Raw genomic sequence first — 14,388 nt, forward strand, 5'->3', positions numbered from 1 at the left:
CCCCCACTGCCGAGGCGAAAGAGAAGTTGGTGAACGACCGCCCCTCGTCGGGCCAGTACCCGGATAACGGTTACGACGGCCTTACCACCACCACTTTCGCTGGTGACAGCTCGTACGCTTCCTTTGAAACGCAGGCTCAGGGGTTCGGCCCCATGGGCGGGTTCGCCCCGTACGCCGCCTCCTACGAGGCCACCGGGAGCTACGACACCACCGCCTGGGCCTCGGCCGCCTCGGCCATCCCCACGCAGTCGGTCCCGCAGGACGCCACCGGTCAGTGGTACGCCCCGGAGCAGGCCGCGGCAACCGAATATCCGGCGCACACCGGATACTCCGCCCCCGCCGCGCCCTCCGCCTACGGCGAGTACACCGGATACCCTGAGTACCAGCCGGTCCAGACCGACCCCCTCGGCCACGAGAGCCACGAGGGCTACGACCTCTACGGCAACTCCGCCGACCAGAGCGGCCACTGGGCCCTGCCCGGCTACGGCACCGCCGCCCTCGGCACCGAGACCGGCGCCTACGACGCCACCGCCTGGAACACCGCCGCCCCGGAGTACCCGCTCGCGCAGGAGTACACCTACCAGCAGGACTCCTACCAGCAGGACGGCTACCAGCAGGAGGCCTACCCGGCGGCCGAGACCGCCGAGGACACCGCCGCCGCCCCCACCCCGACCGCCGTCTTCGAGGTCATCACCCCCGAGCAGGACCAGCGGTTCGAGCAGGACGGGCGGTTCGAGCCGTACGAGGAGTACGAGCCGGACCCGGACCCGGCGGCCGGGACCCTGCACGCCGCCGAGACCCAGACCATGCCGCAGCAGCCGGCCGCGGACGAGCCCGGGCCGGCCCCGGTGCCGCGCGCCGCCCGCCGGGCCGCCGGCAAGAACGGCAGTGCCAAGAGCGGTGGCGGGAAGAGCGGTGGCGTCGGCCGTTCCGCCGCCCCGGTGGCCGGCGGCGGCCGTCGCCGCACCCCGGTGAAGGCCAAGCGTTCCGCGCTGCTGACCGTGGCCGTGCCCTCGGCCTGTGTGATGGGTGTCGCGGGTGTCGCCGCCGCCTCCGTCGGCGGTCTGACCGGTGGCGCCGACAAGCCCGGCGACGAGATCGTCACCGCCTCCGCGCCCGACCCGGCCTCCATCAAGCCGCTCGCCGCGAACAACAAGCTCGACACCCAGCTCGCCGCGCTCAGCGCTGACGCCGGGGACTTCGCGGACCGGGCCAGCCGCACCCAGGAGCGGATCGACCTCCGGGTGCGCCAGGAGGTGGAGCGCAAGAAGCGGGCGGAGGAAGCGGCCCGCAAGGAGGCGCTCCGGCCCAAGTTCGCGCTCCCGGTCAAGCGGCACGGTCTGAGCGCCGGGTTCGGCCAGTCCGGCGGCATGTGGATGTCCGTGCACACCGGCATCGACTTCCCGGTCGGCTACGGCACCCCCGTGATGGCGGCCACCGACGGCACCGTGCGCACCCAGTTCAACAGTGCCTACGGCAACATGGCCATAGTGACCTCACCCGACGGCACCGAGACCTGGTACTGCCACCTCAGCAGCACCAAGATCCGCTCCGGCAAGGTGCAGGCCGGCGATGTCATCGCCTACTCGGGCGACTCCGGCAACTCCACCGGCCCGCACCTGCACTTCGAGGTGCGGCCCGGCGGCGGGGCCGCCATCAACCCCGCCACCTGGCTGCGCAGCCACGGCCTGAACCCGAACTAGGCCGTCTCCTCTAGAGCTTCTCGACCGGCGCGTAGCGCAGCAGCAGCCGCTTCGGCTTCTCGTCCCCGAAGTCCACGGTGGCCTGCGCGTCCGCGCCCGCTCCCCGGACCTCCATGACCGTGCCCAGACCGAACTGGTCGTGGGTGACCCGGTCCCCCACCGCCAGCGCGATCACCGGCTTGTCGGCGGTCCGGCGGGTGGCGAAGCCGGAGGGACCGGACTTGGTCCGCGAGGAGGACAGGAACGCCTCCGGGGAGGTCCCGAACGAGGACCTGCCGGTCCCGGAGCCGGAGCCGCGGCCGCCGGTGATCGGGCCGGCCGGCTTCTGCACCGCGCCGGTCCGCTTCCACGACAGGTACTGGTCGGGGATCTCCTCCAGGAACCGCGAGGGCGGGTTGTAGGAGGGGGTGCCCCAGGCGCTGCGCATGCTGGACCGGGTGAGGTAGAGCCGCTCGCGGGCCCGGGTGATGCCCACGTAGGCGAGCCGGCGCTCCTCCTCCAGTTCCTTGGTCTGGCCCAGGGCCCGCATGTGCGGGAAGACCCCGTCCTCCATGCCGGTCAGGAACACCACGGGGAACTCCAGGCCCTTGGCGGTGTGCAGGGTCATCAGGGTGATCACCCCGGTGCCCTCGGTGTCCTCGTCGGGGATCTGGTCGGAGTCGGCGACCAGCGCCACCCGCTCCAGGAACTCGGCCAGGGTGCCCGCGCCCTCGGCGCCGTCCTCGCTGCGGGCCTGCTCGAATTCGAGGGCCACGGCGGCGAGTTCCTGGAGGTTCTCGATCCGGGTCTCGTCCTGCGGGTCGGTGGAGGCCTGGAGTTCGGCCAGATAGCCGGTCCGCTCCAGCACCGCCTCCAGCACCACGGCGGGGCCGGCGCCGGAGTCCGCGATGGTGCGGAGCTCCTCCATCAGCACGTTGAACCGCTTGACCGCGTTGGTGGAGCGGGCGGCCATTCCGTACGCCTCGTCCACGCGGCGCAGCGCCTGCGGGAAGGTGATCCGCTCGCGCAGTGCCAGGGCGTCGACCATGGCCTCGGCGCGCTCGCCGATGCCGCGCTTGGGCACGTTGAGGATCCGGCGGAGCGGGACGTTGTCCTCCGGGTTGGCCAGCACCCGCAGATAGGCGAGGACGTCCCGGACCTCCTTGCGCTCGTAGAACCGGACGCCGCCGACCACCTTGTAGGGCAGGCCGACCCGGATGAAGATCTCCTCGAACACGCGGGACTGGGCGTTGGTGCGGTAGAAGATCGCCACGTCGCCGGCCTTGGCGTCGCCGGCGTCGGTGAGCCGGTCGATCTCCTCGGCGACGAACTGGGCCTCGTCGTGCTCGGTGTCGGCCACGTATCCGGTGATCCCGGCGCCGGTGCCGGCCTGGGTCCACAGGTTCTTGGCGCGGCGGTTCTCGTTGCGCTCGATGACGGCGTTGGCGGCGGAGAGGATGGTCTGGGTGGAGCGGTAGTTCTGCTCCAGCAGGATGGTGGTGGCGTCCTGGTAGTCCTCCTCGAACTGGAGGATGTTGCGGATGGTCGCCCCGCGGAAGGCGTAGATCGACTGGTCGGCGTCGCCCACCACGCACAGTTCGGCCGGCGGCAGGTCCGGGTATCCGGTGCCGACGAGCTCGCGGACCAGGGTGTACTGGGCGTGGTTGGTGTCCTGGTACTCGTCGACCAGGACGTGCCGGAAGCGGCGGCGGTAGTGCTCGGCCACCTCGGGGAAGGCCTGGAGCAGGTGCACCGTGGTCATGATGATGTCGTCGAAGTCGAGGGCGTTCGCCTCGCGGAGCCGCCCCTGGTAGAGGGCGTAGGCCTGGGCGAGGGTCTTCTCGAAGCCGTCGGCGGCCTGGCCGGCGAAGGCGTCCTCGTCGATCAGCTCGTTCTTCAGGTTGGAGATCTTGGCGTTGAACGACTTCGGCGGGAACTTCTTCGGGTCGAGGTCGAGGTCGCGGCAGACCAGGGCCATCAGCCGCTTGGAGTCGGCCGCGTCGTAGATCGAGAAGGAGGAGGTGAAGCCGAGCCGCTTGGACTCGCGGCGCAGGATCCGGACGCAGGCGCTGTGGAAGGTGGAGACCCACATGGCGTTGGCGCGCGGGCCGACCAGGTCCTCCACGCGCTCCTTCATCTCGCCGGCGGCCTTGTTGGTGAAGGTGATCGCGAGGATCTGGCCGGGGTGGACCCCGCGGGCGGCGAGCAGGTGGCCGATGCGGTGGGTGAGCACCCGGGTCTTGCCGGAGCCGGCGCCGGCCACGATGAGCAGCGGGGATCCCGCGTGGACCACGGCGGCGCGCTGCTGCTCGTTGAGCCCGTCGAGCAGGGTGGCCGGGTCGATGACGGGTTTGGGGGCGCCGTCCCGGTAGTACCGGTCGCCGCTCATGGGCGCGTCGAACCGGCCCCCGAAGAGGTCGTCCGCGCCCGTCTCGGGGGCGTGGTCCTCGGGCGGCGGGGGCGGCTCCTCGGGGGAGGGGGTGAGGTCCGCCAGGAAGCTGTCGTCAAAGAGGCTGCTCATCGCTTGACGAGTCTAGGGCTCGTCGCCGACAGCCGGGTCCGGCCGCCGGAATTCGGCCCCGTACCCTCGGGCGCATGGATGTCCTCATCAATGTCTTCGTCGGCCTGCACATCATCGGCATCGCCTCGCTGCTGGGCGGTTTCCTGACCCAGATGAAGGCCATGGGGGCGGGCACCGCCCGGTTCGTCCCCGCGATGCTGCACGGTGCGCTGACCATGCTGGTCACGGGTGTGGCGCTGGTCGGGTTCCGGGAGATGGACGGCGACCCGGTGAACAACGTCAAGGTGGGGGTGAAGCTCGCCCTGCTGTTCGTGATCCTCGCGCTGGTCTACGTGAAGCGGGACGAGGAGCGGGTGGAGAAGGGGCTGTTCGCCACGGTCGGCGGTCTGACCATGGTCAATATCTTTATCGCCGTCCTCTGGAACTGATCGGTCACATCCGATCAGTTCGGGGCATCTCGTCATCTCCCCGTTACCTTCGGGTTTAGCGTCCTCCCCCAAGACGAACGGAAGGACGCCCCCCGTGGCCAGTCATCGAAAGCCCAGGCAGCGCCCGCTCTCCGGCGGCACCCTCCGCAGGGCCGCCACCCTCGCCCTCGCGGGCGCTGCCACCGCCACCGCGTTCGAAGGGTCCTCCCACGCGGAGCCCCGGCTCACCCCGGCCCAGGTCAAGGCCGAGGTGGACCGGCTCTACGAGGAGGCCGAGGCCGCGACCGAGCGGTACAACGGGGCGAAGGAGAAGACCGACCGGGCCGAACGGTCCCTGACCGTGCTGCGCGAGCGCACCGCCCGCAAGACCGACCGGCTCAACACCGCCCGCAACGCCCTGGGCTCGCTCGCCGCCTCCCAGTACCGCACCGGCGCCCTCGGCCCGGCCGTACAGCTGGCCCTGGCCGACGACCCCCAGGAGTACCTGGACCGGGCCGCCTTCCTGGCCCGCACCGGGGACCGCCAGGCCGCCGGGATCGCCGCCGTGCGCCGCCAGCTCGGCGAGGTCGAGGCCCTGCGCGCCCAGGCCGCCGCCCAGCTGGCCGAGCTCCGCGGGGAGCAGGCCCAGCTCGCCCGGCACAAGGCGGCGGTGGAGTCCAGGCTGACCGCCGCCGAACGCCTGCTGGCCCGGCTGACCGCCGAGGAACGGGCCGCCTACGAGGCGCAGGACCCCGACTCCGGCCCCGCCGCCCGGCCCGAACCCCCCGCGCCCCGGCCCGGCGCCACCCCGAAGGCCGACCCGGCCCCTCCCCCGGCACCCGGCGGCTCCCGGGCCGCCCGCGCGGTGTCCTTCGCCTACGGGGCGATCGGCAAACCGTACGTCTGGGGGGCCACCGGACCCGGGTCCTTCGACTGCTCCGGACTCACCCAGGCCGCCTGGCGGGCCGCCGGGGTGGCCCTGCCGCGCACCACCTACACCCAGATCAACGCCGGGCGCCGGATCAGCCGCAGCCAGCTCGCCCCGGGCGACCTGGTCTTCTTCTACTCCGGGATCAGCCATGTCGGGCTGTACATCGGCGGCGGCAAGATGATCCACGCCCCGCGCACCGGCTCCACGGTCCGGGTGGCCCCCATCGACTCCATGCCCTGGGCCGGAGCCTCCCGACCCGCCTGACGGGCGGGCGGGGTGCTCAGACCAGGCGGCGGGCCGTGGCCCAGCGGGTCAGTTCGTGGCGGTTCGACAGCTGGAGCTTGCGGAGCACCGCCGAGACGTGCGACTCCACCGTCTTCACCGAGATGAACAGCTGCTTGGCGATCTCCTTGTAGGCGTAGCCGCGGGCGATCAGCCGGAGCACCTCCCGCTCCCGCTGGGTCAGCCGGTCCAGGTCCTCGTCCACCGGCGGCGCGTCCGTGGACGCGAAGGCGTCCAGCACGAACCCGGCCAGCCGGGGCGAGAACACCGCGTCGCCCTCCTGGACCCGGAACACCGAGTCCACCAGATCGGCGCCGGTGATCGTCTTGGTGACGTAGCCGCGGGCGCCGCCCCGGATCACCCCGATGACGTCCTCCGCCGCGTCCGACACCGACAGCGCCAGGAAACGCACCGGGTCCACCGCGGCGGCCATCAGCGGGGCGCACCGCCGCAGCACCTCCACCCCGCCGCCGCCGGGCAGGTGCACGTCGAGCAGCACCACCTCGGGCCGGGTGGCGGTGATCACGGTCACCGCCTGGTCCACGTCGGCCGCCTCGCCGACCACCTCGACCCCGGTCCGGGCGGTCTCGCCGATCTCCGCCTGCACGCCGGTACGGAACATCCGGTGGTCGTCGACGAGCACCACCCGCACCCGTCGCTCCACTGCCGCCTCGCTCATTGCGTGCCCGCCCTCTCCATCTCCAGCTCGACTTCCGTACCCCCGCCGGCCGCGGACCGCAGCCGTGCGGTCCCGCCGTTGCGCTGCATCCGGCCGATGATCGACTCTCGCACGCCCATCCGGTCGTCCGGGACCGCGTCGAGGTCGAAGCCCGGCCCCCGGTCCCGTACGGACACGAACACCGTCCGGCCCTCCACCTCCGCGAACACCTGCACCGGCCCGCCCTCGCCACCGTACTTGGCCGCGTTCACCATCGCCTCGCGCGCGGCCTGCACCTGGGCGGCCAGCCGTTCGTCGAGCGGGCAGTCGCCGACCACCACCACCTCGATCGGGACCCCGTGGTGGTCCTCCACCTCGGCGGCGGTCCGCTTCACCGCCTCCGCCAGGGTGTCCGGCTCCTCCGCCTCCTCCTTGCCGGTGCCCTCCGGCCGGTACAGCCAGTTCCGCAGCTCCCGCTCCTGGGCCCGGGCCAGCCGCCGGACCTCCCCGGGGTCCTCGGCGTTCCGCTGGATCAGGGTGAGGGTGTGCAGCACCGAGTCGTGGACGTGCGCGGCGACCTCGGCCCGCTCCTGGGCCCGGATCCGCATCAGCCGCTCCTCGGACAGGTCCTGGGTCATCCGGATCAGCCAGGGGCCGGCCAGCAGCGCCACCCCGACCAGGACCGCCAGGGTGGCGGTCAGCACGTTCCCCAGCTGGGCGGCCGAGCCCCGGACCACGATGAACACCGTGAGCCCGACCCCGACCAGGGCCACCCCGGCGAACGCCCGGCCCACCTGGAGCAGCCGGGCGTTGCGGCCGGCCGCCGCCGTCCAGTGCGCCCGGCGGGCGTTGTCGGCCTGCCGCCACACCAGCACCACCCCGGCGCCGACCAGCAGGGTCGGCCACAGGTAGCGGCCGGACTCCCCGCCGACCTGCACCTTGGCGATGAAGATGGACACGCCGACGGCCAGCACCACCAGCGCCACGATCTGCCCGGTGTCCGGGCGGCGCAGCCGTCGACGGCCGTCGGCCAGGGTCTCGAAGAGGGTGCCCTCGGCGGGCTTCCCGCCGACCCCGAGCGGCACGAACACCCAGAACGCGGCGTAGAGCAGGACGCCCAGCCCGTCGCCGAAGACGAACAGGCAGAAGAAGGCCAGCCGGACCCAGATCACCGGCAGCCCGAGATGACCGGCGAGACCGCGGGCGACCCCGCCGAGCATCCGCCCGTCGGCACTGCGGTAGAGCTTGCGCTGCGGCTGCTCCTCGGCGTCCGACGGGTGCGGGGTACTGGCTGCTGCGACCACTGGCATGCTCCCGATGGTCACACGCGGGGGCGGGACGGGACATCAGGGCAGCCCCCCACTCCTCTCGGGGGTTTCTCAGGGTCGCGCCAGGGTCGGGCCGGATACCGGCCGGTCCGGGCGGCCGTCACCATGGACCCATGACCGACGTGCACACCCCCGCGCCCCCGGGGCCGGCCGGACCCCCGGCCGCCCCGGACGGCCGCCCCCCGCTGCGCCGCAGCAAGCGCGACAAGGTCCTGGCGGGCGTCTGCGGCGGACTGGGCCGGTACTTCGACCTCGACCCGGTGGTGTTCCGGGTGGTGCTCGGGGTCCTCGCCGTCACCGGCGGCCTCGGTCTGATCTTCTACGGGTTCGCCTGGCTGCTGCTCCCCGCCGAGGGGGAGGAGGACAACGAGGCGAAGAAGCTGCTCACCGGACGGGTCGAGGGCGGCACCCTGGCCGCCGTGCTGGCCGCGCTGGTCGGCTGCGCGGTGTTCCTGTCGCTGCTGGACAACAGCGGGCTGACCTTCTTCTCCGTCCTGGTGGTCCTGGCCGTGGCCGGTGCGGCCCGCTGGTCCCGGCGCCGCCGGACCGTGCCCGCGGCCGTCGCCGAACCGGCCCAGACCCGGTCGGCCGGGGCGGGCGAGGTGCCCCCCGAGACCCAGGCCCCGCCCACCCCCGGCGGCCCCTCCTGGTGGAAGGACCCGCTCAGCAAGGACGGGGCGCCGGGCAGCGGCTACCTGTGGGGGCCGGCCGGGGACTCCGCCGGAGCGGACACCGGCTCCGGACACGACAGCGGGGCGGCCGACCGCTGCCGGCCCGCCCGGCCCCGGCCGCGCGGCGGGATCGGCGGCCGCACCTTCGTGGCCGCGGTGGCGGCCGGCGCCGCCGGCACCTCCGCCGCCTGGCACGGCCATCCGCTCGGCCACGCCCTCCAGATCGGACTGGCCTGCGCGCTGGCCGTGTTCGGCCTGGGCCTGGCGGTCAGCTCCCTCCGCGGCCGGACCGGCTTCGGGACCGTACTGCTGTCCCTGCTGACCGCCGCCCTGCTGGCCGGGGCGGCCGCGCTGCCCCGGGACATCGGCACCGACATCCGGCGCACCGAGTGGCGGCCCGCCGCCGTCTCCGAGGTGAAGCCGGTCTACCGGGCGGACACCGGCATGGCCACCCTGGACCTCAGCCGGCTGGACGTGGCCAAGGGCAGCACCCTCTCGGTGACCGCCTCCCTGGACGCCGGGAAGCTCAAGGTGGTGCTGCCCCGCGAGGTCACCGCCCTCGCCGACGTCCGCGTCCGGGTCGGGGACATCCAGCTGCCCGGCGACCGGGCCGACCGGATCGAGGGGATCCGCGACCAGAGCAGGGCGGCGACCCTGCCGCCCGCCGCCGGCACCGAGGCCGGCGGCACGATCGAACTGCACCTGACGGCCGGTGTGGGACAGGTGGAGGTGGCCCGTGCGGCGTCATGAGTTCCAGCCCGGCCGGCTGATCGCCGGCCTGGTCCTGCTGGTGGCCGGAGCGCTCTACCTGCTGGACGCCACCGGCGAGGCCGACCTCGCCTGGTGGGTGATCGTCCCGATGACCGTGGGCGGACTCTCCCTCGCCGCCCTCGCCGGCCTGGTCACCTACGCGGTCCGGCGCGACCGCCGGGACCGGATCAGCCCGTCCAGCGACCAGTAGGCCGCCCCGGCCAGCACCAGCGGCAGCCAGGCGATCAGATAGACCAGGTCGTTGCCGTAGTAGTAGGGGGTGACCTGCCAGCTGACCGTCAGCCACAGGGACAGGCTGATCAGCGCCCCGCCGAGGGCAGCCACCCGGGTGAACAGCCCGGCCAGGGTGCCCAGTCCGACCAGCAGCTCCCCGATCGCCAGCACCACCGCGAAACCGGTCGGGGAGTTCAGCGCCAGGTCCACCAGCCCGGGGACCGCCGAGGTGTCCCGCACCCCGCGCATCAGGTCGCCGATCGACCCGGGGCCGGAATCGGAGAGGAACGCGGAGTCGGTGAGCTTGTCCAGACCCGCGTAGACGAAGGTCACGCCGAGGAAGACGCGCAGCGGCAGCAATGCGTACCGGGAGGCCTGCTCCCTGAGATCGTTTGGGGTCACGTCCCCATCTCTACCCCGTTCACTCCGCCACGTCGATGCCGCAGCGGTTGGATTCCACCCCCGCCGCCGTCACCACCTGGACGTCGACCCGCCCCGGCTCCACCTCGGCCGGCACCGGGACCACCAGCACCGTGTCGGAGGGGTTGGTGAAACCCCCCGCCACCGGGACCAGCGGAACGTGCACATGGACGGTGCCGATGCGTACCACCAGACGGGCCAGCATCTCCGGGGTGTGCGCGCCCGGCGGGACGAAACCCACCCCGCGGATCTCGATGTCGTCACCGGTGCGGACGGCCGCGTCCAGGTCCCCCGGCTCCCGGGTCCGGACCACCGACAGCACCAGCGGCCGGCTGCCCTCGGTGAACTTGGCGGCCAGATAGACGACCGCCGACAGGGCGACCAGCAGGGCCAGCGCCCAGGGCAGCCGCGGCAGCCGGTCGGGGAACCGGGCCAGCGACACCGCCGCGTAGGCCAGCACCACCGTGGACACCAGCACGTACTGGGCGTCCGGCAGACTGCCCCGGCCCGAGTCGTCGGTCAGCAGGTCGGCGCCGCGTGGCCGGTCGGCCGGCAGCTTCTGCAGCCGCTGCCGCAGGATGCGTGCCGCCACCACCCGGCGGACCAGCACGGCCGCCCCGGAGGTCAGCCCCACCACCGCCAGCAGCGGCAGCGCCCGCCACAGCTCCAGACCCGCGTACAGGGCGTCCCGTTCGGCCCCGGGCGCGGAGGCGGCCAGCCGGAGGGCCGGCAGCAGGGTGGCGAACGCGGTCAGCACCACCCAGGCGGCGGGCACCGTCTTGGAGGTGGACAGCCGGTTGTCCTCCCCCACCAGCGGGGCCAGCAGCCCGCCGCGCAGGCTCTGGGCGCGGGCCGCCGCGGTGAGCAGTCCGGCCAGCAGCAGCGCGGCCAGCAGTCCGGCGGTCCGGGCGGTGGACCAGCCGGTGCCCAGCGCGGTGCCGACCTGGACCACCAGCAGCACCCCGGCCGCGATCCACACGGTGAGCACGGCCCGCCGGGACAGCAGGTACAGCCAGGAGTGGCCGGCCTCCCGGCCCCGGTCGGCGACGGTCCGCGCGGACACGGTCAGCTCGTCCGACACCCACTGGCGGGAGGCCCCGGCCGAGCGGGCCACGGCGGCCGGCAGTCCCTCGCCGGCGGCGAACCCGTCCCGCTTCTCCTGGAAGGCGCGGGCCGCCCGGCGGTGGCCCTCGCGCGCCCCGTGCGGGCAGTCCTCGCAGGTACAGGCGCCGCCGTGGGTGGTGCGGTGGATCTCTTGGACAGCCACGAGCGTGCCGCCTCCCTGAACTTCTCAAACTCTGAACTACGGTGCGATGCCTGCGAATTGTGCACCACTGCGACAGTGCTCCGGTTTGCGCGCGATGTCAGAGCGGGTGAGGGGCCGTCCACGGTGTTGACGCGGCCGCGGCCTCCCGCTCCCGGAGCGGCTGGTAGCTCACCCAGGCCGCGAGGTCCGAACCGAACCGCTCCCGGGTCGCCAGGGCCGCCCGGTGGTCCACCGGCACCGGCTTCCCGGCCGCCCGCGCGAGCAGCTGCACCTGCGCGGCCCGCTCCGCCGCGACGAACCACCACACGGCCGCGTCCACCGACCCGCCGACCGTCAGCAGCCCCCGGTTCCGCAGGATCAGCGCCTTGTACGGGCCGAGGGCGCGGGCGGTCCGGTCCGGGTCCTCGGCCGGCCCGAACTCGTCGAGCAGCGCGTGGTCCTCGTAGAACGCGCAGGCCTCCTGGCTGACCGGGGCGAGGAGCTCCCCCAGCGCCGCCAGGGCCCGGCCGTGGGGGGCGTGGGTGCGGACCACCGACACCACCTCGGGGCGGGCCCGGTGGACCGCCGCGTGCACCGCGAACGCGAGCCCGTTGACCCGGCGGCCGCCCTCCCGGACCCGCCCGTCCCCGTCGACCAGCAGCAGGTCCGCCGCGGTCAGCCCGCCGAAGGCCCGGCCGAACGGGTTCACCCAGTAGCAGTCCTCGAACTCCGGGTCCCGGGCGGTGACGTGCCCGGACACCCCGTCCTCGAAGCCGAGCCGGGCCAGCACCCGCAGCGCCTGGGCCAGCCGCTCCTTGCGGTGCGCCCGCTCCTCGGCCGGGCCGGGGTGCACCGGGGGCAGGTCGAACCCCAGCCGTTCCACGGGCACCGGCTCCGGCGGTTCCGTCCGCTCCTGCATGGGCCCCTCCTTCGGTCGCGGCGGCAAGGTACCGGCGCCCCCGCGAACAGGCCAGAGGAACGACGGAGCCGCCGCCCCCGAAGTGGGGGGACGGCGGCTCCGGTTCAGGCCCGTGGGGCGGGGAGGACTACTCCCACTCGATGGTGCCCGGCGGCTTGCTGGTGCAGTCGAGGACCACCCGGTTCACGTCCGCGACCTCGTTGGTGATGCGGGTGGAGATGCGGGCGAGCACCTCGTACGGCATCCGGGTCCAGTCCGCCGTCATCGCGTCCTCGGAGGACACCGGCCGGAGCACGATCGGGTGGCCGTAGGTCCGGCCGTCGCCCTGCACGCCCACGCTGCGGACATCGGCGAGGAGGACCACCGGGCACTGCCAGATCTCGCGGTCCAGACCGGCCGCGGTGAGCTCGTGGCGGGCGATGGCGTCGGCCTCGCGGAGCAGGTCCAGACGCTCCCGGGTGACCTCGCCGACGATCCGGATGCCCAGGCCGGGGCCGGGGAACGGCTGGCGCTGGACGATCTCCTCGGGCAGGCCCAGCTCCTGGCCGACCATCCGGACCTCGTCCTTGAACAGCTGCCGCAGCGGCTCGACGAGCTGGAACTCCAGGTCCTCGGGCAGTCCGCCGACATTGTGGTGGGACTTGATGTTGGCGGTGCCGGTGCCGCCGCCGGACTCCACGATGTCCGGGTACAGGGTGCCCTGGACCAGGAACTCCACCGGGGTCTCGTCCGGGGCCTCGGCGACGATCTCGGCCTGGGCCTGCTCGAAGACCCGGATGAACTCCCGGCCGATGATCTTGCGCTTCTCCTCGGGGTCGGAGACCCCCTTGAGAGCGTCCAGGAAGCGCTCCTGCGCGTCCACCACCTTCAGCCGGACCCCGGTCGCGGCGACGAAGTCCTTCTCGACCTGCTCGGTCTCGCCCTTGCGCATCAGGCCGTGGTCCACGTACACGCAGGTCAGCTGGTTGCCGATGGCCTTCTGGACCAGGGCGGCGGCGACCGCGGAGTCCACGCCGCCGGACAGCCCGCAGATGGCGCGCTTGTCCCCGACCTGGGCGCGGATGGCCGCGATCTGCTCCTCGACGATGGACCCGGTGGTCCAGCTCGGGGCCAGTCCGGCGCCGCGGTAGAGGAAGTGCTCCAGGATCTGCTGGCCGTGCGTGGAGTGCATGACCTCGGGGTGGTACTGGACCCCGTACAGCTTCTTCTCGTCGTTCTCGAAGGCGGCGACCGGGACCACGCCGGTGGAGGCGGTGACGGTGAAGCCCTCGGGGGCGGCGGAGCAGGCGTCGCCGTGCGACATCCACACCGACTGGTTGTCCGGGGTGCCCTCGAAGAGGGTGGAGCCGGGCTTGCTGACGGCCAGCTGGGTGCGGCCGTACTCGCGGGCGCCCGTGTTGTCCACGGTGCCGCCGAGGGTGACGGCCATCAGCTGGAAGCCGTAGCACATGCCGAAGACGGGGACCCCGGCCTCGAACAGCGAGCGGTCGAGCCGCGGAGCGCCCTCCTCGTACACGGAGGACGGGCCGCCGGAGAGGATGATCGCCTTGGGGTTCTTGGCCAGCATCTCGGCGACGGGCATCGTGCTCGGCACGATCTCGCTGTAGACCCGGGCCTCACGGACGCGGCGGGCGATGAGCTGGGCGTACTGCGCGCCGAAGTCGACTACGAGGACGACGTCCGGCGCGGCGGAGGGTGCTACTGGCACGGGGCGGCCTTCCGGCGGAAAGGGTGGTGTTTTGTCGATTCTAACGGGGGAGCCGCGCCCCCTTTCGTCTCACCATCCGAACCCGGTTGACCGGGCGGGGGACAGAAGGCCCATAATGCTTCCGTGCGCAAGCAGCTGAGCTTCCTCTTTACCTATGGCACCGGCCGGTCCGGTCGCCATGGGTCATCGTGATGCTCGCCTGAGCCGCTGACTTCCCAGAGCGCCCCGGTCCGACAGGACCGGGGCGCTCCGCGTTTCCGCTCCTGCCGGCAGAACCACGAACCGTCGAGGAGAAACCATGAGCACCACCATCGCCGCCACCTCCCCCGAGCAGCTGATCGCCGGGTCCCGTGAGCGGATCGACGCCATCGACGACCGGATCATCGGGCTGATCCAGGAACGGATGGCGGTCTCGGCCGTCATCCAGGAGGCCCGGATCTCCTCCGGCGGGCGCCGGGTGCACCTCTCGCGCGAGATGGAGGTGCTCCAGCACTGGAGCGACGCCCTGGGCAAGCCGGGCACCGCCCTGGCCATGACCCTGCTGGAGCTGAGCCGCGGCCGGGTCTGACGGCGGGGTCCGCGGGCGCCCGTTCGTCACCCGTCCGGATCGTGACCGCCCCGGAGGGGCTTC

12 protein-coding genes and 1 pseudogene are annotated in these 14,388 nt (G+C 73.2%); 6 read left to right on the top strand and 7 right to left on the bottom strand.

The window, feature by feature from the left end:
* The first annotated feature begins 152 nt into the window (after positions 1-152).
* A complete protein-coding gene (locus ACZ50K_RS24435) occupies positions 153-1,703 on the top strand; it encodes a M23 family metallopeptidase (protein ID WP_468906720.1) in 1,551 nt (516 codons plus the stop codon).
* A gap of 10 nt (positions 1,704-1,713) precedes the next feature.
* On the opposite strand, the gene pcrA is transcribed toward ACZ50K_RS24435, so the two are convergent.
* Positions 1,714-4,203 carry a DNA helicase PcrA gene (gene pcrA / locus ACZ50K_RS24440; protein ID WP_468906722.1) on the bottom strand — a complete coding sequence of 830 codons (2,490 nt, stop codon included), beginning with the start codon at positions 4,201-4,203 and terminating at the stop codon, positions 1,714-1,716.
* Positions 4,204-4,277: 74 nt separating this feature from the next.
* On the opposite strand from pcrA, the gene ACZ50K_RS24445 reads away from it, so the two are divergent.
* Complete coding sequence (locus ACZ50K_RS24445) at positions 4,278-4,631, top strand: hypothetical protein (protein ID WP_468906724.1); 354 nt, start codon at positions 4,278-4,280, stop codon at positions 4,629-4,631.
* Positions 4,632-4,725: 94 nt separating this feature from the next.
* Positions 4,726-5,805 carry a C40 family peptidase gene (locus tag ACZ50K_RS24450; protein ID WP_468906727.1) on the top strand — a complete coding sequence of 360 codons (1,080 nt, stop codon included), beginning with the start codon at positions 4,726-4,728 and terminating at the stop codon, positions 5,803-5,805.
* A gap of 16 nt (positions 5,806-5,821) precedes the next feature.
* On the opposite strand, the gene ACZ50K_RS24455 is transcribed toward ACZ50K_RS24450, so the two are convergent.
* Both ACZ50K_RS24455 and ACZ50K_RS24460 read right to left on the bottom strand, forming a co-directional pair.
* On the bottom strand, positions 5,822-6,502 hold the full coding sequence (locus ACZ50K_RS24455; protein WP_468906729.1) for a LuxR C-terminal-related transcriptional regulator: 681 nt from the start codon (positions 6,500-6,502) through the stop codon (positions 5,822-5,824).
* Positions 6,499-7,791, bottom strand: a complete 1,293-nt coding sequence (locus tag ACZ50K_RS24460) for an ATP-binding protein (RefSeq protein ID WP_468906732.1) — start codon at positions 7,789-7,791, stop codon at positions 6,499-6,501. Before ACZ50K_RS24460 ends, ACZ50K_RS24455 begins: the two co-directional genes overlap by 4 nt.
* Before the next feature lie 131 nt (positions 7,792-7,922).
* Here ACZ50K_RS24460 and ACZ50K_RS24465 point away from each other — a divergent pair, with 131 nt between their 5' ends.
* Together ACZ50K_RS24465 and ACZ50K_RS24470 are read left to right on the top strand one after the other, a co-directional pair.
* The gene (locus tag ACZ50K_RS24465; RefSeq protein ID WP_468906735.1) at positions 7,923-9,230 is read left to right on the top strand and encodes a PspC domain-containing protein; all 1,308 of its coding nucleotides are present in this window, start codon (positions 7,923-7,925) and stop codon (positions 9,228-9,230) included.
* Positions 9,217-9,441, top strand: a complete 225-nt coding sequence (locus ACZ50K_RS24470; RefSeq protein ID WP_468906737.1) for a hypothetical protein — start codon at positions 9,217-9,219, stop codon at positions 9,439-9,441. Before ACZ50K_RS24465 ends, ACZ50K_RS24470 begins: the two co-directional genes overlap by 14 nt.
* Here the strand turns inward: ACZ50K_RS24470 and ACZ50K_RS24475 are convergent.
* From ACZ50K_RS24475 to guaA, 4 genes are all read right to left on the bottom strand, one after another.
* Complete coding sequence (locus tag ACZ50K_RS24475) at positions 9,387-9,866, bottom strand: DoxX family protein (RefSeq protein WP_468906739.1); 480 nt, start codon at positions 9,864-9,866, stop codon at positions 9,387-9,389. The genes ACZ50K_RS24470 and ACZ50K_RS24475 overlap by 55 nt on opposite strands.
* Positions 9,867-9,885: 19 nt before the next feature.
* The gene (locus ACZ50K_RS24480) at positions 9,886-11,151 is read right to left on the bottom strand and encodes a hypothetical protein (RefSeq protein ID WP_468906741.1); all 1,266 of its coding nucleotides are present in this window, start codon (positions 11,149-11,151) and stop codon (positions 9,886-9,888) included.
* Positions 11,152-11,248: 97 nt separating this feature from the next.
* Positions 11,249-12,049 carry a class II aldolase/adducin family protein gene (locus tag ACZ50K_RS24485; RefSeq protein ID WP_468906743.1) on the bottom strand — a complete coding sequence of 267 codons (801 nt, stop codon included), beginning with the start codon at positions 12,047-12,049 and terminating at the stop codon, positions 11,249-11,251.
* A 127-nt stretch (positions 12,050-12,176) separates the two neighbouring features.
* The gene (guaA, locus tag ACZ50K_RS24490) at positions 12,177-13,757 is read right to left on the bottom strand and encodes a glutamine-hydrolyzing GMP synthase (protein ID WP_468906746.1); all 1,581 of its coding nucleotides are present in this window, start codon (positions 13,755-13,757) and stop codon (positions 12,177-12,179) included.
* A gap of 268 nt (positions 13,758-14,025) precedes the next feature.
* On the opposite strand from guaA, the pseudogene ACZ50K_RS24495 reads away from it, so the two are divergent.
* A pseudogene (locus tag ACZ50K_RS24495) lies at positions 14,026-14,325 on the top strand (chorismate mutase); the annotation flags it as partial.
* Between the last annotated feature and the right edge of the window lie 63 nt (positions 14,326-14,388).

It is taken from the genome of Streptomyces sp. NPDC033845, assembly GCF_055576225.1.